At 41.9% G+C, this 22,214-nt stretch carries 25 protein-coding genes; 7 read left to right on the top strand and 18 right to left on the bottom strand.

Annotated elements, in window-relative coordinates:
- Positions 1–11: 11 nt before the first annotated feature.
- The 8 genes from HF992_RS06995 to mnmA all read right to left on the bottom strand — a co-directional run bounded on the left by HF992_RS06995 (position 12) and on the right by mnmA (position 6,306).
- Positions 12–1,019 (bottom strand): glycosyltransferase, encoded by a 1,008-nt coding sequence (locus HF992_RS06995; RefSeq protein WP_168549340.1) that lies wholly within the window; start codon positions 1,017–1,019, stop codon positions 12–14.
- Positions 1,016–1,288, bottom strand: a complete 273-nt coding sequence (locus HF992_RS07000; RefSeq protein ID WP_246201260.1) for a CrcB family protein — start codon at positions 1,286–1,288, stop codon at positions 1,016–1,018. Before HF992_RS07000 ends, HF992_RS06995 begins: the two co-directional genes overlap by 4 nt.
- A 103-nt stretch (positions 1,289–1,391) precedes the next feature.
- Entirely contained in the window at positions 1,392–2,342 is a 951-nt protein-coding gene (locus HF992_RS07005) for a phosphodiester glycosidase family protein (RefSeq protein WP_168549342.1), read from the bottom strand.
- 33 nt (positions 2,343–2,375) lie between these two features.
- A complete protein-coding gene (locus HF992_RS07010) occupies positions 2,376–3,050 on the bottom strand; it encodes a DUF4956 domain-containing protein (RefSeq protein WP_168549343.1) in 675 nt (224 codons plus the stop codon).
- The gene (locus HF992_RS12015) at positions 3,043–3,435 is read right to left on the bottom strand and encodes a VTC domain-containing protein (protein WP_246201261.1); all 393 of its coding nucleotides are present in this window, start codon (positions 3,433–3,435) and stop codon (positions 3,043–3,045) included. The genes HF992_RS07010 and HF992_RS12015 overlap by 8 nt, the downstream gene beginning before the upstream one ends.
- Before the next feature lie 64 nt (positions 3,436–3,499).
- A complete protein-coding gene (locus tag HF992_RS12020; RefSeq protein ID WP_246201262.1) occupies positions 3,500–3,775 on the bottom strand; it encodes a VTC domain-containing protein in 276 nt (91 codons plus the stop codon).
- Between the two features lie 27 nt (positions 3,776–3,802).
- On the bottom strand, positions 3,803–5,047 hold the full coding sequence (locus HF992_RS07020) for a carbohydrate-binding domain-containing protein (RefSeq protein ID WP_168549344.1): 1,245 nt from the start codon (positions 5,045–5,047) through the stop codon (positions 3,803–3,805).
- A gap of 137 nt (positions 5,048–5,184) precedes the next feature.
- The gene (gene mnmA, locus HF992_RS07025; RefSeq protein ID WP_168549345.1) at positions 5,185–6,306 is read right to left on the bottom strand and encodes a tRNA 2-thiouridine(34) synthase MnmA; all 1,122 of its coding nucleotides are present in this window, start codon (positions 6,304–6,306) and stop codon (positions 5,185–5,187) included.
- 1,004 nt (positions 6,307–7,310) lie between these two features.
- Here mnmA and sdaAB point away from each other — a divergent pair.
- The 4 genes from sdaAB to HF992_RS07045 are packed head-to-tail and all read left to right on the top strand — an operon-like array spanning position 7,311 to position 10,081.
- On the top strand, positions 7,311–7,982 hold the full coding sequence (gene sdaAB / locus HF992_RS07030; protein ID WP_168549346.1) for an L-serine ammonia-lyase, iron-sulfur-dependent subunit beta: 672 nt from the start codon (positions 7,311–7,313) through the stop codon (positions 7,980–7,982).
- A 9-nt stretch (positions 7,983–7,991) separates the two neighbouring features.
- Complete coding sequence (gene sdaAA, locus HF992_RS07035) at positions 7,992–8,864, top strand: L-serine ammonia-lyase, iron-sulfur-dependent, subunit alpha (protein WP_168549347.1); 873 nt, start codon at positions 7,992–7,994, stop codon at positions 8,862–8,864.
- Position 8,865: 1 nt separating this feature from the next.
- Positions 8,866–9,471 (top strand): histidine phosphatase family protein, encoded by a 606-nt coding sequence (locus HF992_RS07040; protein WP_343032962.1) that lies wholly within the window; start codon positions 8,866–8,868, stop codon positions 9,469–9,471.
- Complete coding sequence (locus tag HF992_RS07045) at positions 9,452–10,081, top strand: HAD-IA family hydrolase (protein ID WP_168549348.1); 630 nt, start codon at positions 9,452–9,454, stop codon at positions 10,079–10,081. The genes HF992_RS07040 and HF992_RS07045 overlap by 20 nt, the downstream gene beginning before the upstream one ends.
- 55 nt (positions 10,082–10,136) lie before the next feature.
- Here the strand turns inward: HF992_RS07045 and HF992_RS07050 are convergent, their stop codons facing one another.
- From HF992_RS07050 to yfmF, 8 genes are all read right to left on the bottom strand, one after another.
- Complete coding sequence (locus tag HF992_RS07050; protein ID WP_168549349.1) at positions 10,137–10,850, bottom strand: LysM peptidoglycan-binding domain-containing protein; 714 nt, start codon at positions 10,848–10,850, stop codon at positions 10,137–10,139.
- Between the two features lie 151 nt (positions 10,851–11,001).
- The gene (locus HF992_RS07055) at positions 11,002–11,796 is read right to left on the bottom strand and encodes a CbiQ family ECF transporter T component (protein ID WP_168549350.1); all 795 of its coding nucleotides are present in this window, start codon (positions 11,794–11,796) and stop codon (positions 11,002–11,004) included.
- Positions 11,789–12,631 (bottom strand): energy-coupling factor transporter ATPase, encoded by an 843-nt coding sequence (locus HF992_RS07060; RefSeq protein ID WP_168549351.1) that lies wholly within the window; start codon positions 12,629–12,631, stop codon positions 11,789–11,791. Before HF992_RS07060 ends, HF992_RS07055 begins: the two co-directional genes overlap by 8 nt.
- On the bottom strand, positions 12,607–13,440 hold the full coding sequence (locus HF992_RS07065) for an energy-coupling factor ABC transporter ATP-binding protein (protein WP_168549352.1): 834 nt from the start codon (positions 13,438–13,440) through the stop codon (positions 12,607–12,609). The genes HF992_RS07060 and HF992_RS07065 overlap by 25 nt, the downstream gene beginning before the upstream one ends.
- On the bottom strand, positions 13,437–13,991 hold the full coding sequence (pgsA, locus tag HF992_RS07070) for a CDP-diacylglycerol--glycerol-3-phosphate 3-phosphatidyltransferase (RefSeq protein WP_168549353.1): 555 nt from the start codon (positions 13,989–13,991) through the stop codon (positions 13,437–13,439). The genes HF992_RS07065 and pgsA overlap by 4 nt, the downstream gene beginning before the upstream one ends.
- An 11-nt stretch (positions 13,992–14,002) precedes the next feature.
- Complete coding sequence (locus tag HF992_RS07075) at positions 14,003–14,854, bottom strand: helix-turn-helix domain-containing protein (protein ID WP_168549354.1); 852 nt, start codon at positions 14,852–14,854, stop codon at positions 14,003–14,005.
- A 65-nt stretch (positions 14,855–14,919) separates the two neighbouring features.
- Positions 14,920–16,206 carry an EF-P 5-aminopentanol modification-associated protein YfmH gene (gene yfmH / locus HF992_RS07080; protein ID WP_168549355.1) on the bottom strand — a complete coding sequence of 429 codons (1,287 nt, stop codon included), beginning with the start codon at positions 16,204–16,206 and terminating at the stop codon, positions 14,920–14,922.
- The gene (gene yfmF / locus HF992_RS07085) at positions 16,203–17,450 is read right to left on the bottom strand and encodes an EF-P 5-aminopentanol modification-associated protein YfmF (RefSeq protein ID WP_168549356.1); all 1,248 of its coding nucleotides are present in this window, start codon (positions 17,448–17,450) and stop codon (positions 16,203–16,205) included. The genes yfmH and yfmF overlap by 4 nt, the downstream gene beginning before the upstream one ends.
- A gap of 122 nt (positions 17,451–17,572) precedes the next feature.
- Here yfmF and yaaA point away from each other — a divergent pair, with 122 nt between their 5' ends.
- Positions 17,573–17,932 (top strand): S4 domain-containing protein YaaA, encoded by a 360-nt coding sequence (gene yaaA / locus HF992_RS07090; RefSeq protein ID WP_168549357.1) that lies wholly within the window; start codon positions 17,573–17,575, stop codon positions 17,930–17,932.
- Positions 17,933–17,934: 2 nt separating this feature from the next.
- Positions 17,935–19,032 (top strand): DNA replication/repair protein RecF, encoded by a 1,098-nt coding sequence (gene recF / locus HF992_RS07095; protein WP_168549358.1) that lies wholly within the window; start codon positions 17,935–17,937, stop codon positions 19,030–19,032.
- Between the two features lie 93 nt (positions 19,033–19,125).
- On the opposite strand, the gene guaB is transcribed toward recF, so the two are convergent.
- Positions 19,126–20,607: an IMP dehydrogenase gene (gene guaB, locus HF992_RS07100; protein WP_168549359.1), complete on the bottom strand. Its 1,482-nt coding sequence runs from the start codon at positions 20,605–20,607 to the stop codon at positions 19,126–19,128.
- Between the two features lie 146 nt (positions 20,608–20,753).
- On the opposite strand from guaB, the gene HF992_RS07105 reads away from it, so the two are divergent.
- Positions 20,754–20,960: a hypothetical protein gene (locus HF992_RS07105; protein ID WP_168549360.1), complete on the top strand. Its 207-nt coding sequence runs from the start codon at positions 20,754–20,756 to the stop codon at positions 20,958–20,960.
- 84 nt (positions 20,961–21,044) lie between these two features.
- On the opposite strand, the gene trpS is transcribed toward HF992_RS07105, so the two are convergent.
- Positions 21,045–22,067, bottom strand: a complete 1,023-nt coding sequence (gene trpS, locus HF992_RS07110) for a tryptophan--tRNA ligase (protein WP_168549361.1) — start codon at positions 22,065–22,067, stop codon at positions 21,045–21,047.
- Between the last annotated feature and the right edge of the window lie 147 nt (positions 22,068–22,214).

Raw genomic sequence — 22,214 nt, forward strand, 5'->3', positions numbered from 1 at the left:
GATTAAACCTTCTAACCAAATACCACCGTTTGTTGCATGCGGTAACTGACCAAAAATAGGAAGATTTCTGTCATGATTTTAGCTAAAAGCAGGCCAATACCTAGTTTAACTAGCCCCTGTAGCATAAAGGCATTGCATACCAATAAAGCAACAACTAACAAACCATAACGCATAATAGGGGTCAAATTCTGTTCTTTCTGACGAAAGACTAGGTGAGCATTGAGCAAATATTGGAAACCAGCACTAGCTAGACGGGATAAAATGACCGATACAAGGAGATTATTGGTGAGGGTCATTAGAAGGAAGAGTAAGCCTATATCTAAGAGCGCAGCTGCGCAACTACTTGCCATAAAGGTGAGGAACGGGGCATAGATTCGAACAGAATCCTGAATCGGTCGGAAGTGTGAAGACTTGTTCTCTTCAATATAGATTGTCTCAATGGGTACCTCGACTAGGGTAAAACCAGCCTTCTTGCTGTCCAGTAGCATCTGAAATTCATACTCAAATCGCTCACCTGGTAGAGACAGGAGCCAGTCCAGGTGCTGGGAGGAAAAGCCACGTAAGCCAGTCTGGGTATCGCTGATGGCTTGTCCGGTCACCAGCTTGAATAGGCCCGCCGTGACCTTGTTACCAAAACGGCTACGGGCAGGGACCTTGCCGACAAAGGCTCTTGCCCCTAAGACAATTTGATGAGGGCTTCTCTTTACTGCTTGACCAACTCGGTCAATATCCTCCACCAAATGCTGACCGTCGCTATCTGCAGTGACAAAAACATCATCTGAATTGGCACGCTCTTTTAGGTAAGCAAAAGCTGTTTTGAGAGCTGCTCCCTTTCCACGATTGACCTCATGGGTCAGGACAGTAGCTCCAAGCTCTGCTACGGTCGCAAAGAGGTTGGCATAGCGTGGCCCGCTACCGTCATCAACCACAAGGATTTGATGAGCTGGATTGGTTTTTAAAGCTATTACCAGCTTGACTAATTTCTCGTCTGGTTCATAGGAAGGAATAATGATCATCATAGAAGGTCCTCCTGTTTTCTTGTTGAGTGCAAGCAGACTAGTCCACTGAGAGCCAAAAAGGCAAAACCTGTCCACCAATAAGGGATATCAATAGTGGTCGATCTTCCGGAAATCTCAATAATTCCCTTTATCAAGCAACCACTGGTAGCGATGGCTAGGCTAGAGTTAAAGAGCAAGACGCTGGTACGATTGCTCAGCCATACCCGACCAAGGAAGGATAGGCCATAAGCCAGAGCCCCAACTAATGGAATAGCAAACATCCCTCTCATATAAAGGGAACTCTCCCCATAGCTAAAGTGCTCATAAATACGATTGAAGAGGAGCAGAAACAAGCTTATCAGGACTAGGCTTATCATCGTTTTCTTTTTCGTTTTAGTTGTAACCAATGTAAACAATATCACTCACCGCCCTTTCTTTAATAGTACTACCGTTAGTTGTCGGTTTGTTGATGACTTGACCGTTGAAATACATAGTAGAGGAGCCGCCACCATCTAAGTTATAGGCCAGATCAACGTCATAACTCTGCATGATTTCCGCTAATTCATAGAGACTCAGGCCTGTGCTTTCCTCACTACGGCCGTCTGATACCACGAAGATATAATGGAGGGATCCATCTTCTTCCTCAATGATACCAATCGCCGTCCTTGGGTTATCAGCCATGGCACGCCCAACTTCATCTGAAGTCGAGACGGTAATCTCTCCGTCCTCAATCAAGGTTGGACCAAAGGTAAAGGTATTGACAACACCACTATCTAGGAGAGCTTGAGCAGTTGTTTCAGCTTCTGAAATGACCCCTAGTGTACCATCTGTATACTGGACGAGGTCTTCATAGTCAGTCGATCGGGCAGTATCCCGGTAGAGGACACCGTTTTTGATTACATACCCCGTCTGATTTGCCCCATAGTAGTCCCCGTTAACAGCGAAAATCGCATTTTTACTAGCAGCTATGCTAGATGTTGTCGCTGTAATGTTAGTCCCATAAGTATCCTGTGCCAAAGCTGTCTTAAGCAAACTAGGGTCGCTGATGGTCACATCCGCCACATAAGCAGTTGTATCGTTCTGGCGAAACGTCTCAATGGTGACACTCATGTTGTCATCCTGGTAGCTAGTATCAGTGCTTGTGATTTGGCCTGTGTTAATAGCAGAGCTGGTGGAGCTGGTGGTTTCTACCGTAGACAATTGAGTGGTTTGAACGGATGGTGTTTCCACCACTGTCGCTACAGCTGTTGCTAAAACAAAGGTTTTTAAAAGTGCGTAGGCATTGGCCATCAACAAAACGATGGAAAATAGAATCGCATAGGCATGTTTTTTGACTTTTCTCATGTTACGGTCCCCTTTCTGTAACATTTTTCTAACTTACAGGCTCTTCTTTTTCTTGAGACGACGAGACAATTTAACAGTCCATGACGGCTGAATCAAAAGTAGATGATCAAGCAAAGCTTGATCGGATAGCCCTGTCAAGACGCGGTAGGTAAGTTCTAATTGACCTTGTCCACTCTTGACGGTCTCAAGTGATGGTGATCGTCCCAAATGAGCCACGAAATCCTCGACTTCTCGACGATCTGGATCTGTTTGAGGAAGACAAATGGTGATTTCCTGCCAGTTAGCAGCTTGATGGATGAAGGCTGATTTCTCCAAAGTCAACAGAACCCCACCGATAACCATCGCCATCAAAATAGCTAAGAGCAAGTAGCCCATTCCAGTCGCTAGACCAACAGCTGTCGCCATAAAGACTAGGAGCAATTCCTTACTAGAACTAGCTGGAGAACGAAACTTAATCAAACTGAAGGCACCTGCCACCGCAACAGAGGTTCCAAGATTACCATTAACGAGAAAAATGATAACCGCAATCAAGGCTGGTAAAACCACTAAGGTCAGGGCAAAATCTTTTGAGTAGTTACCATCATGTTTATACAAGCTCGTCAGAATAAATCCTAAGGCTAAACTGGTCAGAAGGCAAGCCAACAACCACACAGGATTCACTGAAACGGTCGATGAGCTTAGAACACTCTGAAACATCTGATCAAGCATAAGCTACCTCCCTTGTCTTCATTTGCTTTTGGGATAAACAGTAAGCCTGACCATATTTAGAGAAAGAGGTTTTCCCTAGTTGGTACTTGGCTAAAACATCTTCCAGCCAGTCTGGATTGGTTTCTGCAACCTTAATTTCCATAATCACTTGATTGTCAGAAACCAAGTCCTCTTCAAAAGGCGCAACCAAGGTCAGACCAGAAACCAATCCATAAGTTACATGCTTGTCCAACGTAATGCGAACTGATTTATCCTCACGTCCTTTGAAGGACTGGCGCTGGTAACGAATCAGCATTTTTGGCTGGATTGTGCCGTAGCGCTCATGGAGTATGGCCAATTGCTGTGCCATTTTCCAATCAGAACCAGAACCGCCTCTCACAATCATTTGACCAGCTCCTTCGGGGGTGGTTGCCACACGGTACTTGTGACCCACCCCATCAATCTTTTGTTTAAATTTCTAAAAAGGCTGGAGCATTAAGATTGGCACTGGTGTCGTAGGTCCTCAGACGCAATTTTTCTTTGCCGTATTTATTGGCTAAGGAATCTTGGATCATCTGAAAATCCTCTGTGTCAAAATAAAGGCTCGAAATAGTAGACTGGGCAAACTCATCTGCCTGTAGGTGAGGCGCTAGATCTTTTAAAAGCAGGGGTAGTTTCTCCTGTGATACCAGATACTTAGTCTCTATACGTTTGAATTCTTTTTGAGTTACTTTTTTCATCGTCATTCCTTTCTTCTTCGATCATTTTGTTAGTTAACGGCCATGAGGCATACCGCCACCAGGTCCCCCCATCATCATGGCGTTGGTAATCTCGGTTACTGTCTGCCCATTAACCATAATCTCACCACCTGTATAGGTTGCTGTGCCATTAAAATCAAAGGCTGACTGAGCAGAAATAGTTACCGTACCGCCTGTAACTGTCACATCCCCATTACTATCAATCGCATCGGTATCACCCGAAGCCATGGTAATGCTGATATCACCGCCATTGATGTTGATGCCAACTCCTGTTTGGTAGACATCTGATGAACTTGCTGTCCAATCACTCGCATTGATGCCATCGTCTGTAGCCTTGATATCAATTGTCCCACCGTTTAGAGTGACCACCTTTCCTTCGATACCTTCTGTACTGGTTTGGATGGTGATGGTACCACTATCCATTAGCGCTTCATTGCTGGCATGAATGGCATCGTCACCGGCTTGGATAGTAATATGGCTGTTTGTGATATAGAGATTACCAAGACTTTTGTCCTCATCATTATCTGAATGAATGGCATCCTCTGTCGCAACAATATCAAGAGTTGCTCCTGTAACATTCAGAGCATCATTGGCTGACAAACCATGCTTCGCTGCTGTCAACTTGTAGTTTCCTCCTGTTATTTTAAGATCATCATTAGATTTGATGGCGTTGTTGTAGTTACCCTCAACCGTCAACTGACCAGAGCCATTGATGGTTAAGTCTTTTTTGCTGTAAATGGCTGCGCTGAAATCAGTCGCCGTACGGTCTGCACTATCTGAGAGGGTATTGGTCGTTCCCTCTGCTAGAGTCAAGTAAACCTTATCTGCATTAGACACTGCAATCAAAGCATCTGTCCCTGTCATGGTCACACCATTTAAGACAATCTGTACCTCATCACTATCAGCTGCTTCGACTAAGATTTGTAGGCCATCACTCTCACCTGAGACGATATAGGTCCCTGCCTGAGAAATTGTCACGACAGATCCCGATAGACTGACACCGTCTCCTGAAGTTGTAGCAGTTGAACCTTTGAGTTCAATCTTGCTTGCTGAAGCTCCATCATAACTGGCATCTAGGTCCTTATCAGAAAAGTAGCCGGTTGTCGCTGTTACTTCTTCTGTACTAGTCGCTTGATCGGTTGATGTAGACGTAAGGATTGCTGAGCTTGAGCCTGTTTGGCTGGCTACTCCTTGCTGACAGGCTGCTAAAGTCAAACTAGCTAGGAGAATTGGGAATAATTTTTTAACTTGTTTTTTCATAGTTCTTACCTTCTTTCTGCTGAGAAGTATAATCTCTTATTCTGAAAGAATTCTAAAAATTTTCTGAAAGTTTTCTTAAACAAAAACAACCCCAAAAGGGTTGCTTAAAAATAATCAATAATCACCAAATAACTTTTCTAAATATACTGACACGCTACTCCGTCTTTATACGCAGCGTCAATTATGCCACCTCCTAGGCACTCCTCACCATCATAGAAAACAACAGCCTGGCCTGGGGTAATGGCTCGCTGGAGCTCATCAAAGATGACCTCAGATTTATCCCCCTTGACATGAACAGTCACTTTCTGATCCGGTTGACGATAGCGGAACTTAGCTGTACACTCAAGTTCAAAAACCTCTGGAATATTCCTTGTAAAGCTGATTTGACTAGCTTGTAAAGAGGTTGACAAGAGATGCTCATGATAGAAACCTTGGCCAACATAAAGAATATTCTTCGAGATGTCTTTCCCAACGACAAACCAAGGTTGATTATCACCACCGTGTTGACCACCAATTCCTAGACCACCACGCTGGCCGATTGTATAATACATGAGACCCGCATGCTCACCCATATCTTGCCCATCCATGGTCATCATCCGGCCTGGGGTAGCTGGCAGGTAATTGCTCAAAAATTCCTTGAAGTTTTTCTCACCGATGAAGCAAATACCTGTCGAGTCTTTCTTTTTAGCTGTCGCTAACCCTGCTCGCTCTGCAATTTCCCGCACTTGCGCTTTTTGCAAATGCCCAAGCGGAAACATGGTTTTTTGCAGTTGTTCTTGAGATAACTGGCTGAGGAAGTAAGTCTGATCTTTGTTGTTGTCCACTCCTCGCAACATGTGAACAGTACCATCCTCATCTCGCACTACCTGAGCATAGTGCCCTGTTGCCACATAGTCCGCTCCCAAGCTCATGGCATAGTCTAAAAAAGCCTTAAACTTGATTTCCTTGTTACACATGACATCAGGATTAGGTGTTCGGCCTGCACGGTATTCTGCTAGGAAGTATTCAAATACTCGATCCCAGTATTCTTTTTCAAAGTTGACTGAGTAGTAAGGAATACCTAGCTGATCTGCTACCGCTGCGACATCTTTATAATCCTCAGTAGCTGTACAAAAACCATTTTCATCAGTGTCATCCCAGTTTTTCATAAAAATACCGACAACATCATAACCTTGCTCCTTGAGGAGTAAGGCTGTCACGGAGGAGTCTACCCCACCACTCATGCCGACAACGACACGTGTTTTTGAATTATCAATCATATGATAAGTCTCCCATCTTTTCGTTTTTTAACGTACGATTTGAGAACCTATATTTCAAAAGGAAAGTTCTTATATTCGCTTTGTTTTTAGTTCCAATCAATGTAAAACATTTTAGAATAAGGATGTATCACAAGAAATCTAACGCTGAAAGGAATCAAATTAAGGCTGAGATGAAAACTGTCCCGTTGCTATAAGTTCTGGTGGTCGTCGTTTTCAAAAGTCGATTTGAAGGTCGATTTTGAGTCTCTATTATAGCAAGAAAGGTTATCATTCTCAAGAAAAGAGAGCAGGAAACACCAACTTTGAAGATCCTAGCACAAGGCACGCTCCTTCTAATTATTTTTCATAATTGAGCCTACATCAGCTAATTCAAAAATTCAAATTTACTCAGCTTTAAGTGGGTCAAACAATCAAATAGCCATCACGTCACTCTTTGTAAAAGGTAACGCGTTGTTTTATCTTTCTTAGAGGATCCAAAATTTATTCTGAACTAAAAGACTTGGTGATGTCATTATCAATTCCCACTTCGAAACCGATAGGATTATCCCGTTCATCATTCTCATCGGGTTGCCATCACATTCGAAGTAGAGACAACTAATTGACCAATCCCTCTGTAAATTTCAATCCCTTCCCGTTGGCAAGATAAATCCAACCACTCCTGTCAGCTATCCGTTTTACCAATGACTAAAACCCTTCCCTGTTCCAAAAGGGATAATATTGGGTTCAGCACCAATTCCTAGACATTCTCCATTCTCCTTTAATGCCTTAAAGCCTCTAAAAAATCAACTAGTTTTCGCGTCAAGATAACCGTTTTACGGTTAGTAGAAAAGACCTCTTCATTTGACCATTGCCTAATTCTTCAAACAGCTACTAAATTTGAATTTGAGCTCACACAGTTTGCACACACATATATAACTTGTCCTCAGAATAAGATAACGATTAACTACCCAAGAAAGTATTTTTTGTTATAATAGACAAGGAAGAAAACGAGGAGACAAAAAACGATGAAACACCTAAAATTCCAATCTGTTTTTGATATTATTGGCCCAGTCATGATCGGCCCATCCTCCAGCCACACTGCCGGAGCTGTTCGCATCGGCAAGATTGTATCAGCTATCTTTGGAGACGAACCAACTGAAGTTGAATTTCAGCTCTTTAATTCCTTTGCAAAGACCTATCGAGGCCACGGGACAGATGTTGCCCTGGTCGCTGGTATTTTGGGAATGGACACGGACGATCCACGAATTCCTGATGCCCTTGATATTGCTAGAGAACGTCAAATCAAGATTTACTGGAAAATTAATAAGGACTCTAATGCTCCACACCCCAACACAACTAAAATCGTCATCAAAAACCAGCACAAACAATTGTCTGCAACAGGCGTATCGATCGGTGGCGGGAATATCCAAGTAACAGAACTCAATGGTTTTGCGGTCAACATCCATATGAACACCCCGACCATTATCATCGTTCACCAAGACGTTCCTGGCATGATTGCTCATGTGACGGATTGTCTATCAAAGCATAAGATTAATATCGGTCAAATGAATGTTACACGTGAAAAAGCTGGTGAAAAAGCCATTATGATCATCGAGATTGATTCCCGTGATTGTCAAGAGGCTCTGGCTGAAATCCGTCACATTGACCATCTCCACAATGTTAGCTTCTTTGGATAGGAGAACACTATGTTTTACACAATAAAAGAACTCGTTCAACAGGCCAATGATCTCCACGGTGGCTCGGTTGCTGAGCTTATGCTGGCCACAGAAACAACCCTGACTGGTCGTGATCGCCAAGAGAATATGGCGATTATGGCTCGTAACTTAGAGGTTATGTTGGCTTCCGTAACAGATGGCTTGACAGATAGTAAGTCTGTATCTGGCCTAACAGGCGGTGATGCTGCTAAACTAGACCGCTATATCCAGTCTGGTAAAACCTTATCTGATTTAACTGTCCTGTCTGCGGCTCGAAATGCCATGGCTGTCAATGAAATCAATGCCAAGATGGGGCTAGTCTGTGCTACACCAACAGCAGGATCTGCAGGCTGTATTCCAGCTATTATTAGTTCAGCTACTGAAAAACTCAACCTAACTCAGGAAGAACAGATTAATTTTCTCTTCACAGCAGGTGCCTTTGGCCTAGTGATTGCGAATAATGCTTCCATCTCAGGAGCTGAAGGAGGCTGCCAAGCTGAAGTAGGATCTGCAGCTGCAATGGGCGCTGCTGCACTGGTCATGGCTGCTGGCGGTACTGCCTATCAAGCTAGCCAAGCTGTTGCCTTTGTCATTAAAAATATGCTGGGTCTCATCTGTGATCCTGTAGCAGGCCTAGTTGAAGTTCCCTGTGTTAAGCGCAACGCCATGGGTGCTAGCTTTGCCTTTGTTGCTGCAGACATGGCACTGGCTGGCATCGAATCCAAAATCCCTGTTGATGAGGTTGTCACCGCCATGTATCAGGTCGGATCAGCCTTACCGTCCGCCTTCCGAGAAACAGCCGAGGGTGGCCTTGCGGCAACACCTACAGGAAGGCGCCTTGCCAAAGAAATCTTCGGAGAATAAAGTGACCAAACCAATTACAAAATTCTATTTTGTCAGACACGCAGAACCCAACTATAACAATCACGATGACCTGACTAGAGAGCTGACTTCGAAAGGATTGCGTGATCGTTTACAGGTGACTAAGTTTCTGACAAATAAGTCGATTGATGTTATCTACTCCAGTCCCTTTAAACGTGCGATTGATACTGTAAAGCATTTTGCAGATAGTGTCAACCTACCAGTTCATTTAGAAGACAGATTCAGAGAAAGGCGAATTGACAGTATCTGGATTAAAGATTTTGATGCCTTTACACAAAAACAATGGTCGGATTTCTCATACAAATTGAGCGATGGAGAGTCACTCGGACAAGTCCAAACCCGTAACATTGACGCTCTTAACGTTCTCCTTAAACAGCATAAGGGACAAAATATTGTCATTGGTTCACACGGAACCGCACTGTCAACGATTGTCAATTATTATCAACCTACCTTTACACTTAAAAATTTCACAGAAATAAAACATCTCTTTCCCTTTGTTATCGAGTTAACTTTTGTCCAGGACAACTGCACAAATATTGTTCTATATGATATTTTGAAGGAGCCCCCTCATGAAGCACCTCTTCTTTGATTTAGATGGTACACTAGCAAATAGTTCACCTGGCATTATCAATAGCTTTACAAAAACCTTTACAGATTTAGGTATTCCTTTACCTAATGGAGAAACCTTAAAAAGCTTTATCGGGCCACCGCTTGAGACTAGTTTTGCACACTTTGGTGACCTCACATTTGTCAATCAAGCTGGAGATATCTATCGCCATCATTACCAATCAGACGGTGTCTATCAGGTTACGCTCTATGACGATATTGCTGAGACCTTAAAGGTGCTAAAAAATACTGGTCACAAGCTCTATGTGGCCACTTCAAAAAACCAACCCATGGCTATTAAAATGCTTCAAAACTTAAACATTGACCACTATTTTGTAGAGATTTTTGGCTCCTTGGGAAAGGACCATAAAGCAGACGTTATCAAACGTGGTTTGGACAAGTATGAGCTTACACCGCCAGAAACTTATATGATTGGCGATACACACTATGACATGGTCGGTGGTAAATCGCTCAATCTCAATACAATCGGGGTCACCTGGGGTTTTGGTTCAGAGCAATCTTTGCTAGAAAACGGAGCTGATTTCCTTATTCACCAGCCTCTAGAACTTCTAGACCTTTTAAAAGCAACATAAAATCTTCTAATCAAAAAAGAGCCCGAGAGCTCTTTTTTTAATTATCTAAAAAATCTTAGTAGCCCCAAGCAGACAGTCCTTGGGCATTGTAAGCATTCAGAGCAGCATTAATCTGGTCGTCTACCGTTGCAGTGGAACCCCAACCAGGCATCGTCTGAAAGAGTCCAGAAGCACCTGAAGAATTATAGGCATCTACTTGACCATTAGATTCACGGGCAATGATATGCTCCCACGTTGCCGCCGGTACACCTGTTGCTGCTTCCATTTTCTTGGCTGCGTAACTTCCAGCTTCACCAGCAGTATTACCATTAGCAAGAGCAACACCTGTTGAGGTCGGTAGTTGATTTGGAACATGAGCTGTTTGCGTAACTACATGAGTTGCAACCGTATTGACTGTTGCTGAAGTAGCCGCCTGCACAGGTACAGCAGGGGCTACATATTTGAATCCCGCTAGACCTGCAATATAGGCTGGGTAGAGACGAACATAAATCTCCCCATCAGCCAGGGTTTCACCATCTCCAAGATCAATGACTTGCCCAATAGCAAGATGATTTTGGTCGTCAATATCATTTAAACGTTTTAAATAATCGAGATCACGATTATTTTGTTGGGCAATCTGGGTTAGGGTATCTCCAATTTGAACGGTATATGGAGTTTTTAAGTTAGCGTTTGTTGTGTTATTTTCTTGTGCTTGAACAGAGTGAGGAACTGTTAAAATCAACAGACTTAAAACAGTAAGTCCAAGGCTAAGCTTTCTAAAGAAGTGCATGATAGCTCCTATTTTTTGATATTACTCACTTATCATACACATTAAATGTTACAATTGTTTAACATTTGTATTTCTTAGATTACATTTCTTTTTCTTTTTGACACAAAAAAGCCCTAACAATAGGCTTTTAAAAGAATAATTTACATTTTTGTCAATTTTTTAGTAAATAAAGTGTCAAGCCAAATAAGCACATTGTCAATAGTGTCAAGCTATCTTTTAATGACCACGATAGACGTCGGTATTTGGTTCTACCTTCACCACCTTGATAGCCTCTAGCCTCCATCGCTGTGGCTAGGGCTAAAGCTCTCTTAAAAGAAGAAGCAAACAAAGGAATTAAGATTGGAATAATGGATTTAACCTTTTGAAGCAAGTTCCCTTCATTAAAATCCACACCACGCGCCTTCTGAGCATTCATAATCCGCTGGGTATCATCCATCAATGTCGGTACAAAGCGTAAACTCATAGAAAGCATAAGCCCTAACTCATGAACAGGTACCTTGATATAGTTAAGCGGTCTAAGTAGTGATTCTACCGCATCTGCCAAACTTAAGGGCATCGTTGTCAAAGTTAACAAGGTCGAAAAAAAGATAATGAGAATAAAGCGTGTCAAGATAATACCCGATTGGTGTAAACCTTGACTGGTTATCTGAAGAATACCAAAAGACCAGTAAGTTTCGCCACCTCGTGTAAAAAAAAGTTGAAATAGGGTTGTAAAGACAATCAAACCAATCATTGGTTTTAATCCATTTAAAAAAAATCTGATACTAATTTTTGAGAGAAAAACAAGGCTCAATGTAAACATAAAAGCAATCCCGTTTGTCCACAAGTTATTCGCCCAGAAAATAAATCCAATAAACAACATCATCGCTAATAATTTACTCCTAGGATCCAAGCGATGAATCAGGGAATCTCCTGGAATGTATCGACCCAATATGAGTTTATCCACGGCTCAATACCTCCACAAGCTCTGGAATAGTAATCGGCAAGCGATCAAAATCATAACCTTTCTCAACCAAGCCTTGAGCAAAACGTGTCACCTTTGGTACCCCTAATTGGATATGCTCCATGAACCTGACATCTTGGAAAATTTGGCTAGGTAAACCAGCTTTTACGACCTTTCCTTTGTCAAGGACATACACTCTATCAGCATAATCTGCCACATCATCCATGAGATGAGTTACAAGGACAATGGTCATTCCAGACTGGTGTAACGTTTTAAAAATACTCATTAATTCCTTACGCCCAGCAGGGTCAAGGCCTGCTGTTGGCTCATCCAAAACAAGGACACTCGGTTCCATAGCAAGAATGCCAGCAATAGCAACTCGTCTCATTTGCCCACCTGATAGCTCAAATGGACTTCTATCAAACAGTTCTTCTGAAATACCAACGATAGCTAGTTTTTCACGTGCGATAACTTCGGCTTCTTCCTTGGAAACACCAAAATTCTGGGGTCCAAAAGCCACATCTTTCAAGACGGTCTCATCAAATAATTGACTTTCAGCAAATTGAAAAACCAGTCCAACCTTCTTTCGGACCATTTTAATATCTTTATCAATAGAATCAGCTGAGATTTTAAATTCATCAATAGTCACCAGACCATTAGTCGGCTTAATCAAGCCGTTCATCAACTGCAAAATCGTTGACTTACCACTACCTGTATGACCAATCAGAGCTGTATAACTGCCATCCTCAATCACTAAATCCGCATCAAAAAGTGCACGCCCTTCAAAGGGAGTATCGGCTTGATAAGTATAGCTTACTTTTTGGAGATGGATAACCATAGTGCTTCTTGTAATTCCTTTTCTGATAAATACTGATCTGTCAAGTCAAAACCTGCTGCCACTAAAGCAGTCTTTAAATGCTGTGTGAAGGGTTGGTCAAGCCCTAATGCCAATAGATCTTTCCGAGCAAACAGCTCCTTCGGACTGCTGATAGATTCTATTTTTCCCTTTTTCATCACTAAGACACGGTCACTCAAGGCAACTTCATCCAAATCATGGGTAATGGAAATGACTGTCATACCATACTGATCCTTGATTCTTTTAACAGTCTCAATCAACGATAAACGCCCTTCTGGATCAAGCATAGACGTCGCTTCGTCTAAAATCACAATATCTGGCCGAAGGGCAACAACGCCTGCGATAGCCACCCGTTGCTTTTGCCCCCCGGATAATCTGGCAGGTTCTCGCTTTTTAAAGGCTGACATGCCGACCAAATCCAAGGCCTCTGATACACGTTGTTTCATTTCTTCCAGTGGGATACCTTGATTTTCTAAGCCAAAGGCGACATCGTCTTCTACTGTTGCTCCTACAAATTGGTTGTCTGGGTTTTGAAACACCATTCCAATCTGGCGACGTTTATCCCAAACATTTTCAGGTGTCAAAAGATCACCCGAAATAAAAATTTGACCCGATTCAGCCATCAAAAGACCATCGATCAAACGCACAGTGGTTGATTTTCCCGAACCATTGTGGCCGATAATGGAAAGCCATTCGCCTTGTTTCACGTGAAACGATACATCATCTAGTGTGTAGGAAGTATCCTCTTGATTATACCTAAAAGTGAGATTTTTTACTTCAATAATAGTCATCTAAATGTGTCCTTAAACAAGAAACCAGCTCCCTTAAAGTAATCATATCCAGAATATAGGGTAAAAAATAGCGCTATGTAAAGGAAAATTTGACCAATAAGGTTCCAGTGAAACAGTAAGAAAACAATGGCAAACATCTGCGTAAAAGTCTTGATTTTACCAGGCATGGCTGCTGCCAAAACTTCCCCACCAGTCTCTACCAATAGGAGTCGTAAACCCGTAACGGCCAATTCTCGACAGATGATAACCGAGGCTACCCAACCTGGAACAAAACCGAGTTCCACAAGCATAATAAAGGCTGACATCACAAGAATTTTATCTGCCAAAGGATCTGCAAACTTGCCGAAATTGGTTACTACCTGCCATTTACGAGCTAAATAACCATCTAAATAATCCGTCAGACTGGCTATCGCAAAAATAATGCCCGCAAAAACGTGAGCGAGAGTAGATTTTGAAACAGTTAAAATCAGTAGAAAAACAGGAATCATCAATATTCTCAGAACCGTTAGGCTATTAGGGAGATTTTCTTTACGGGTGTATTTTTCAAACATCGTTCAATCCTTTACTTAAAAATGAGAGTGAGATTAGTTGGTTGGTTAGGCAAGGAGGATAGATCCACAGTTTGCTGATTAATCTTGAGACTCAACCCTTCCAAAGAACCTATACTTAACATCACTTGAGGCCTTATCTGTCTATCAACCGAAACACTAACCGAAGGGGATTCCGGTGACAGGAGCTTGCCCTCTGCTAGTTCTGTATCAGAAAGAGATACCCAAGACTCTGTTTGATCAACAGATAAGCTAATCTCAACCTTATCGGGCGCCTGTCTGATTTCAAGCGTCTGCTCAGGCGTCAGCACAATTTCCAATGGCAGACTTTTTGGAGCTGACGAACGATCTGTGCTCAAATTTGTCTCTTGGTCTATTTTTGAAGGCTCTGAAGATGCTTCGGAAGAATTTGTCTGGTAGCTAACTTGATAAGTATGGGTTTCTTTTTTAGACTCTTCAGAAGGATCTTGGTAATAGTGCCAAATCGTTACTCCTACAAGGCCAATAATTAAACAAGCCGAAAGTAACAGATAGAAAAAAGGAAGATAGCTTTGACTCTGTTTAGGTCTTTTTTTCCGACTGAAACGCACATAGCGAGGATCGTTTGTAGGAAGTTGATAGACCATCAAAGGTTCATGGTTATCGTATGCTTCCAAAATCGTTGGCAAATCTAACTCTAGAAACTCTGCATAGCGAGCTAGAAGATTACGCGCTTGATTTTGCCCTGGAATCACATCAAAGTGATCTCGCTCTAAAGCTCTGATGTATCGCCTATGAATCTTTAAACTACTATAGACATCTGAAACCGTTAAATTAAACTCCTCACGCGCTGCACGTAAAACTTGACCAATCGTTTGTTCAGCCATGGCTTCCCCCTTTCTTTTATTACTTGCCTTCTATTGTAGCAAAAATTCTACTTTTTTTCGATGACCTATTGCGGAAAAATAATAAAATCTGAGACTTCCGATGTTTTGATAAAATCTTGTCCAGCATAGAGAACATCTTCTAGACTAAGTTTATCCAGCATTTCAGTCAGGGCAAGACCATCCTCTTTTCCAATCCAGCCATCTACATAATGCATCGCTAGTTGCTCAAGACTGTTCAGAGATTTCAAAAAGTCTCCATACAATTCTTGCTTGACTAAGTCCAGATGTTCCTGATTAAAATCTGGTAAAGTAGTAATGTTTTTAAGCAATTGACGGAGTCGATTGGACATGGCCAAGGGTTCATGTGTGTCTAGCGTCATGGTCACCAATTGAAATGCATCATGAATTTCAATTTCCATTTGAAAGGAATCATCCAAACGTCCTTTTTCGTACCACTCTTGATAAGTCGAGGAAGTCCACCCCAAGGCCATTGCAAAAAAAAGTTTGATAGCCAACCGATAAAAAGGTATTGACAAACTTGTAAACTTAACATTTCCTTTAAATCCTAGAGCAAGCTTCGGTCCTGATATCGGAAGTTCTATCTGTGAAGATTGCTTTACAGGAAGAAAGTCATGGTCTCTTTTATCAATCTCATAAACCTTTCGCCTACGGCTTTTAGCCTGATAAGCTTCAATGTCAACAAGAAGATCCTCTGGATTTTCTGGCCCAACGACTAACAAAAGTTTGTTTGATGGTTGATAGAAAAGATCAAAATTCATCTTCAGATCCTTTATATTAACCTCCTCAAGCGACTGTAACGTTCCAGCTATATCATCAGATAAGGCAGATTCTGGGTATAATTGTTTCAAAAGTCCCATGTAAAGCTGGTAATCGGGATCATCCTGATACATATTAATTTCTTGACTGATAATGGATTGTTCGCGTTCCAGTGACTCCTGCGTAATGTGGAATGTTTCTGTGAACTTTTGTAATACTTGTAAACTTTCCTTTACATTATCTGTGGTCGAAAAATAATAAACCGTCTGCTGATAACTGGTAAAGGCGTTAACTTCCGCACCTAAATTCGAAAACAAGGCTACCGCATCACTTCCATCTGACATTTCAAAAAGCTTATGCTCTAAAAAATGAGCAATTCCTGCTGGAAATTGACGATATAGTTTGCGATATTTAGGTCTAAAAATAGTATCTAGAGCACCAAAACGAACAGCCATGATTCCTAGAGTTTCCTGATAATCCGGCTTATGAATAAAAACAACTTCTAGTCCATTATCCAAAATTTTTCGGTAGACAGTTTCCTTTAAATCAGGGTAATATTGTTTTGTTAAAGTCATAGATTCCCCTCCAAGAAATAAACAGCCTGTAGTTTAATTTCCTTCGCCAGATGGCGGATATCTTCTTTACTAACCTTGTCAATTTTTGTAAACCAATTGTCAACTTCTGTCAACGACTCCTCGAATACTGTTTGAGTATAAAGTTGTTCAATCAGGTGAATCTGCCGATCCTCAGCCATTTTTAATGCATTTTTCAATGCTCGCTTTGTTTGCTCTAATTCTGCTAAACTAAATTGTCCTTGTTTTAAAGCTAATAACTGTTGGTGAATCAAAGTCATAGCCCTATGCCGGTCTAACTTATCAATTCCAGCATAAATATTCAGATAAGAGGTCAGACTATCGATTTGACTTCCAATAGTGTAAGCCAAACCTTCTTTTTCACGAATAGAAGTAAACAATCTAGAATGAGAAAAACCACCCAACAGACCATTTAAAACCAGCAAACTAAAGAAAGATTTGCTTCCAAAGGGAGCTGACACATGGTAAGCCAACTCCAAAATAGATTGGTTGGCCTCCTTTTTTTCAATGACCTTAGAGGTTATTTTAGATAAGCCCTGATCAATCTGGAAATCTAACTCAGGCCAACGATCTGCCAGCGAAAATGACTTCACAATACGTTGGACTTGATCCACCTGAAAATCACCTAAACAAAAAATATCTACACGGTCCTGTGTCAACATCCTTTGAAAACTACGAAAAACGGATTGCGGTGTCTCTGCCTTCACTAAATCTATAGTCCCATGCTTTGGCAAACTCAAGTTTTCAGACTTGTAAAACAAACGATTAATCGCTAAATGCGCCTGGTAAAAGTTATCCTCTTGCTCACTTTCTAAGGCATTTAAAAGATTCCCCTGCTCTATCTCAAAAAACTGTGGATCAAAACCATCTGCCTGAGTCAAAGGATCACACAAGCATGTTTTTAAGAAGGTTAAGGCTTCTGCAGTTAGGTCTTTTCCCATAGTGTAAGATGGAGATAAAAAAGATAAGTCTAGGTCAATAATATGGACAGCTCCCTTTTTAGCAAGATTTGTTTCCAAAGTCGCTCCATAAAGACTTGCCAACTGCTTTCTAAACAATTGAGGAGTCTTGTATTGCTTATTAGCTGACTCCAAGAGATAGGCTATTAAAGCACGGCTAGCGATTGTTTTTTGGTCCAAAGGAGCCGAAAAGCGAACCTTGATTCGCTGAGTTTTAAACTTATTTGTTTTCTTAAAATGAAGATATACACCTTCTGCCAATTTCATTGTTCTACTATTCTCCAAGTCTTTCTAAACATCTATTATACCTTTTCTAGATGATTTTTGCTGAATTTTGGGATGAAGATTGCCAAAAAAGTATGCTATAATGAAACGAAGGAGCATAAGACATGAACTATATTTTATTTGAAGAATTTATCACCCTACAAGCTCTCCTAAAAGACCTAGGAATTATTCAAAGTGGCGGTGCTATTAAGGGCTTTCTTAGCCAAGAATTGGTTTTATTTAACGGTGAAAAAGAAACACGCAGGGGTAAAAAAATTCGCGTTGGTGATACAATTACTCTACCTAATAAAGGCATTACCATTCAAATCATCGCACCTAGTGCTGATGAACTGTCCAACCACCAAGACGAAAAAGCTGAAAAAGAACGCGTGGCAAAACTGGTCAAATCAATGAACAAGAATCTTAAAAAGAGCAAGATGCCTCAAAACTCACCAAAGCCTGCTGTTCGCTTTCCTGGTACCTAATCATGTGGTTAAAATCGATTTCCCTTAAAGATTTTAGGAATTATTCAGAACAAGACCTCGAATTCCATAAAGGACTCAATGTCTTTCTTGGTCAAAATGCCCAAGGTAAGACCAATATTTTAGAAGCCATTTACTTTCTCTCCTTAACGAGGAGTCATAGGACCCATTCTGACAAAGATTTGATTCATTTTTCAAGTGCTGAATTACGGGTCAGTGGTCTGATAGAAAAGCAAACCAGCCATCTTCCGCTAGAAGTCCAACTAAGTAGCAGGGGACGCGTAACCAAAGTAAACCATCTCAAACAAACAAAACTCTCTAATTACATTGGGCATCTCAATGTTGTCCTATTCGCACCAGAGGACTTACAATTGATTAAAGGAGCTCCTGCACTAAGGCGAAAGTTTCTTGATATGGAGTTGGGACAGATCAAACCCCTCTACCTCTCTGAACTCGCTAGTTATAACCATGTCCTTAAACAGCGTAATACTTATCTGAAACAGGCTGAAACAGTTGATTTTGATTTTCTGGCTGTCTTGGACGAACAGCTCCTTACATTTGGAACCAGTGTTATAAAACATCGTCTTGATTTTATAAAAAAACTTGAAAATTTCAGTAAAAAGAAACATTGGGACATTTCCCAAGAAAAAGAACAGCTTTCTATTTCTTATCAGTCCTCCGTTGATTTTGTAGATGACGAAACCATTTATCAAGCCTTTAATGAGGCACTGATTAAATCTCGTCAACGCGATTTATTTAAAAAGAATACTGGTATTGGCCCTCATCGGGATGATGTAAACTTTTTTATCAATGGTGTCAACGCTAATTTTGGCAGTCAAGGCCAACAACGTAGCCTTGTTTTGTCTCTAAAATTAGCAGAGATAGAGCTCATGAAGAGTGTCACTCGAGAAAGCCCTGTACTCTTGCTTGACGATGTTATGAGTGAGCTTGACAATAATCGTCAACTAAAGTTGCTTGAAACGATTTCTAAAGACGTTCAGACCTTCATTACCACCACCAGTTTAGATCATCTCAAACATCTGCCTGATGATTTGAAACTTTTTGAAGTAGATAAGGGCACTATTGTCGAAAAGAAATATTAATTTACATTTCTGTCAATTTTTAAAAACTAAAAAGCAAACAGCCTGGCTGTTTGCTTTTATAATTGACAAAATTGTCAACATTTGTCAATCTGTTTATTGAACAGAGTAATTAGGGGCTTCATTTGTGATTTGAACATCGTGTGGGTGACTTTCTTTCAAACCGGCACCTGTCATTTCGACAAACTGTGCCTTTTCATGCAAGTCTTGAATGGTTGCAGCACCGACATAACCCATCCCAGAACGAATACCTCCAACCATCTGGAAGACAATATCCGCTACGGCACCTTTATAGGCCACACGCCCTTCAATCCCTTCTGGCACTAACTTATTAGCTTCGTTAACAGAGCCTTGGAAATAACGGTCGCTTGAGCCTTTCTTCATAGCCGCAATTGATCCCATCCCCCGATAAGTCTTGAACTTGCGTCCTTGGAAAATTTCTGTCTCTCCAGGAGCTTCATCTGTTCCAGCTAACATAGATCCTAACATGACAGCATGCCCACCTGCAGCCAGAGCCTTAGCAATATCTCCTGAATACTTGATGCCACCATCTGCAATAATCGTCTTACCGTATTCACGCGCTACTGCAGCGGCATCGTAAATCGCAGTTATCTGAGGGACTCCGACACCTGCTACAACACGGGTTGTACAGATCGAGCCTGGGCCAATTCCAACTTTCACCACATCAACACCCGCGTCATAAAGGGCACGGGCTCCTTCTGCTGTAGCTACGTTACCAGCAATCAAGGTCTTATCTGGGAAAGTCGCACGGATTTCAGCAATTTTACGCAGAACACCTGCCGAATGACCATGGGCCGTATCAATAACGATAGCATCTGCTCCAGCATCAAAGAGGGCTTGAGCTCGTTCAAAGGTATCAGAAGTTACCCCAACTGCACCGGCGACAAGAAGGCGTCCAAATTCGTCTTTGGCAGCATTTGGAAATTCAATGACTTTCTCAATATCTTTGATGGTGATGAGACCTGCCAAACGGCCATCGTCATCTACCAAAGGGAGTTTTTCAATACGATGCTCGTGCAGAATTTTTTCAGCAGTTTCCAAATCAGTCCCAATCGGTGCTGTAATCAACTCTTCTTTAGTCATATTAGCTGAAATAGGTTGCGTATAATCTGAGATAAAACGCATATCACGGTTGGTGATGATTCCAATTAATTTTCGATTTTCAATACTATCAACAATCGGAACCCCTGAAATGCGATAGGTTGCCATCAAGTTTTCTGCCTCCTCAACAGGAGCATCTGGCGTCAAGAAAAACGGATCGATGATAACCCCATTCTCAGAGCGTTTCACCTTGCGGACTTGCTCAGCTTGAGCTTCAATTGACATATTCTTATGGATAATCCCCATACCGCCAGCACGTGCCATTGCAATAGCCATCTGGCTCTCTGTCACAGTGTCCATGGCAGCTGAAAGAATAGGGATATTGAGGGTCAAATTAGGAGCTAATTGTGTTTTTAAATCAATTTCATTTGGCAGGACATGACTCTCAGCTGGAATCAGCAAGACATCATCAAAGGTAAAGCCTTTTTTCAAAAATTTTGTTTCCCAATTTGACATTAGAAGAACCTCTTTCTTTTTTTATTGTTACTATCTTATCACGCTCACCCTATTTGTCAAGAAAGTTTGTGGGATTTTACCCAATTTGAAGCTAAAACCGTAATATGCTATACTAGTATTAGGAAAAAGTACGGAGGAAAGATGTTATGGCACCAAAACTAAAAAAACGTTGGCCGTTTTGGCTGATATTTCTCATTTACTTTCTCATTAGTTCCTGGCTCAAAAAACTGCCTATCATCGGTGGTTTTCTGGGCTTTATTGAATTGATAGCATGGCTGCTCTTCATCGGTAGCATACTCTACTATATCGCTCGTTACGTCTACCTCTGGTTTAGTATCCACCGTGATGAGTAGATTTTTAGACCATAGCAAATCTGGGTGTTTGTTCTGCTCTTGCAACCCAAAAACAGTAGGTGAGAGCCTACTGTTTTTAGCCACTTAAAAATACTGAATCCCCATAGCAGCTTTGACCTCTGACAAGGTTTGAGCTGCTGCTTGACGGGCTTTTTCACTGCCCACTTCCAGCATGCGGTAAACCTCGCCCATATCCTTGGCAAATTCCAAGCGGCGTTCGCGAATGGGCGCCAGCTCCCGCTCCATGATGTCAAGGAGGTAGCGTTTGGTCTTGACATCACCAAGTCCGCCACGCTGGTAGTGCTCTTTCATGGCTGCAATCTCTGCCTTATCCTCCTCACTTCCAAAGACGTCAAGGTAATGGAAGACCATATTGCCCTCAATCTTGCCCGGGTCTTCGATACGGATATGGTTGGGATCGGTGTACATGGACATGACTTTTTTCTTGACCGTATCAGCATCGTCTGCCAGATAGATACCATTATTGAGGGATTTGGACATTTTAGCATTGCCATCAAGGCCTGGCAGGCGGCCGGCTGCTTCATTGTCAGGGTACATGCCTTCTGGCTCGACCAGCACTTCGCAGTTGTAGGTGTGATTAAAGCTACGGACAATCTCACGGGTTTGCTCAATCATCGGCTTTTGGTCAGTGCCGACAGGAACGAGATTAGCCTTAAAGGCTGTGATGTCTGCGGCTTGGGCAATGGGGTAGACAAAGAAGCCCGTCGGAATGCTCTCTCCAAACCCTTTTTGAGCAATCTCCGTCTTAACGGTTGGATTGCGCTCCAAACGACCAAGAGAGACGAGGTTCATGTAGTACATGGTCAGCTCGGCCAGCTCTGGAATCTGGCTCTGGATAAAAATGGTTGACTTCTCTGGATCAAGACCGGCTGCCAAGTAATCTAGAGCAACGTTCCCAATAGACTCCACGATGGTCTGTGGATCCTTAGCATGGTCAGTCAGCGCCTGCTGGTCTGCTAGAAAGACAAAGAGGTCGTGCTTGCCTTCATTTTGCAACAAGACACGGTTTTTCAGCGAGCCAACATAGTGCCCGATATGCAATTTTCCAGTAGGACGGTCTCCCGTCAAAATAATGGGTTTGGTCATGATGTTCTCCTTTAAAATATCAACAAAAATCCCCTACATCAAAAAAGATGCAAGGGCGTTACAAACACGGTGCCACCTTACTTTGTGAGCTAAACTCACCTCTTTAGGTCTTCAAACTAGGAACACAGATCCATTTCAGCGACAACC

The organism is Streptococcus ovuberis (assembly GCF_012396585.1).
Lineage (GTDB): Bacteria > Bacillota > Bacilli > Lactobacillales > Streptococcaceae > Streptococcus > Streptococcus ovuberis.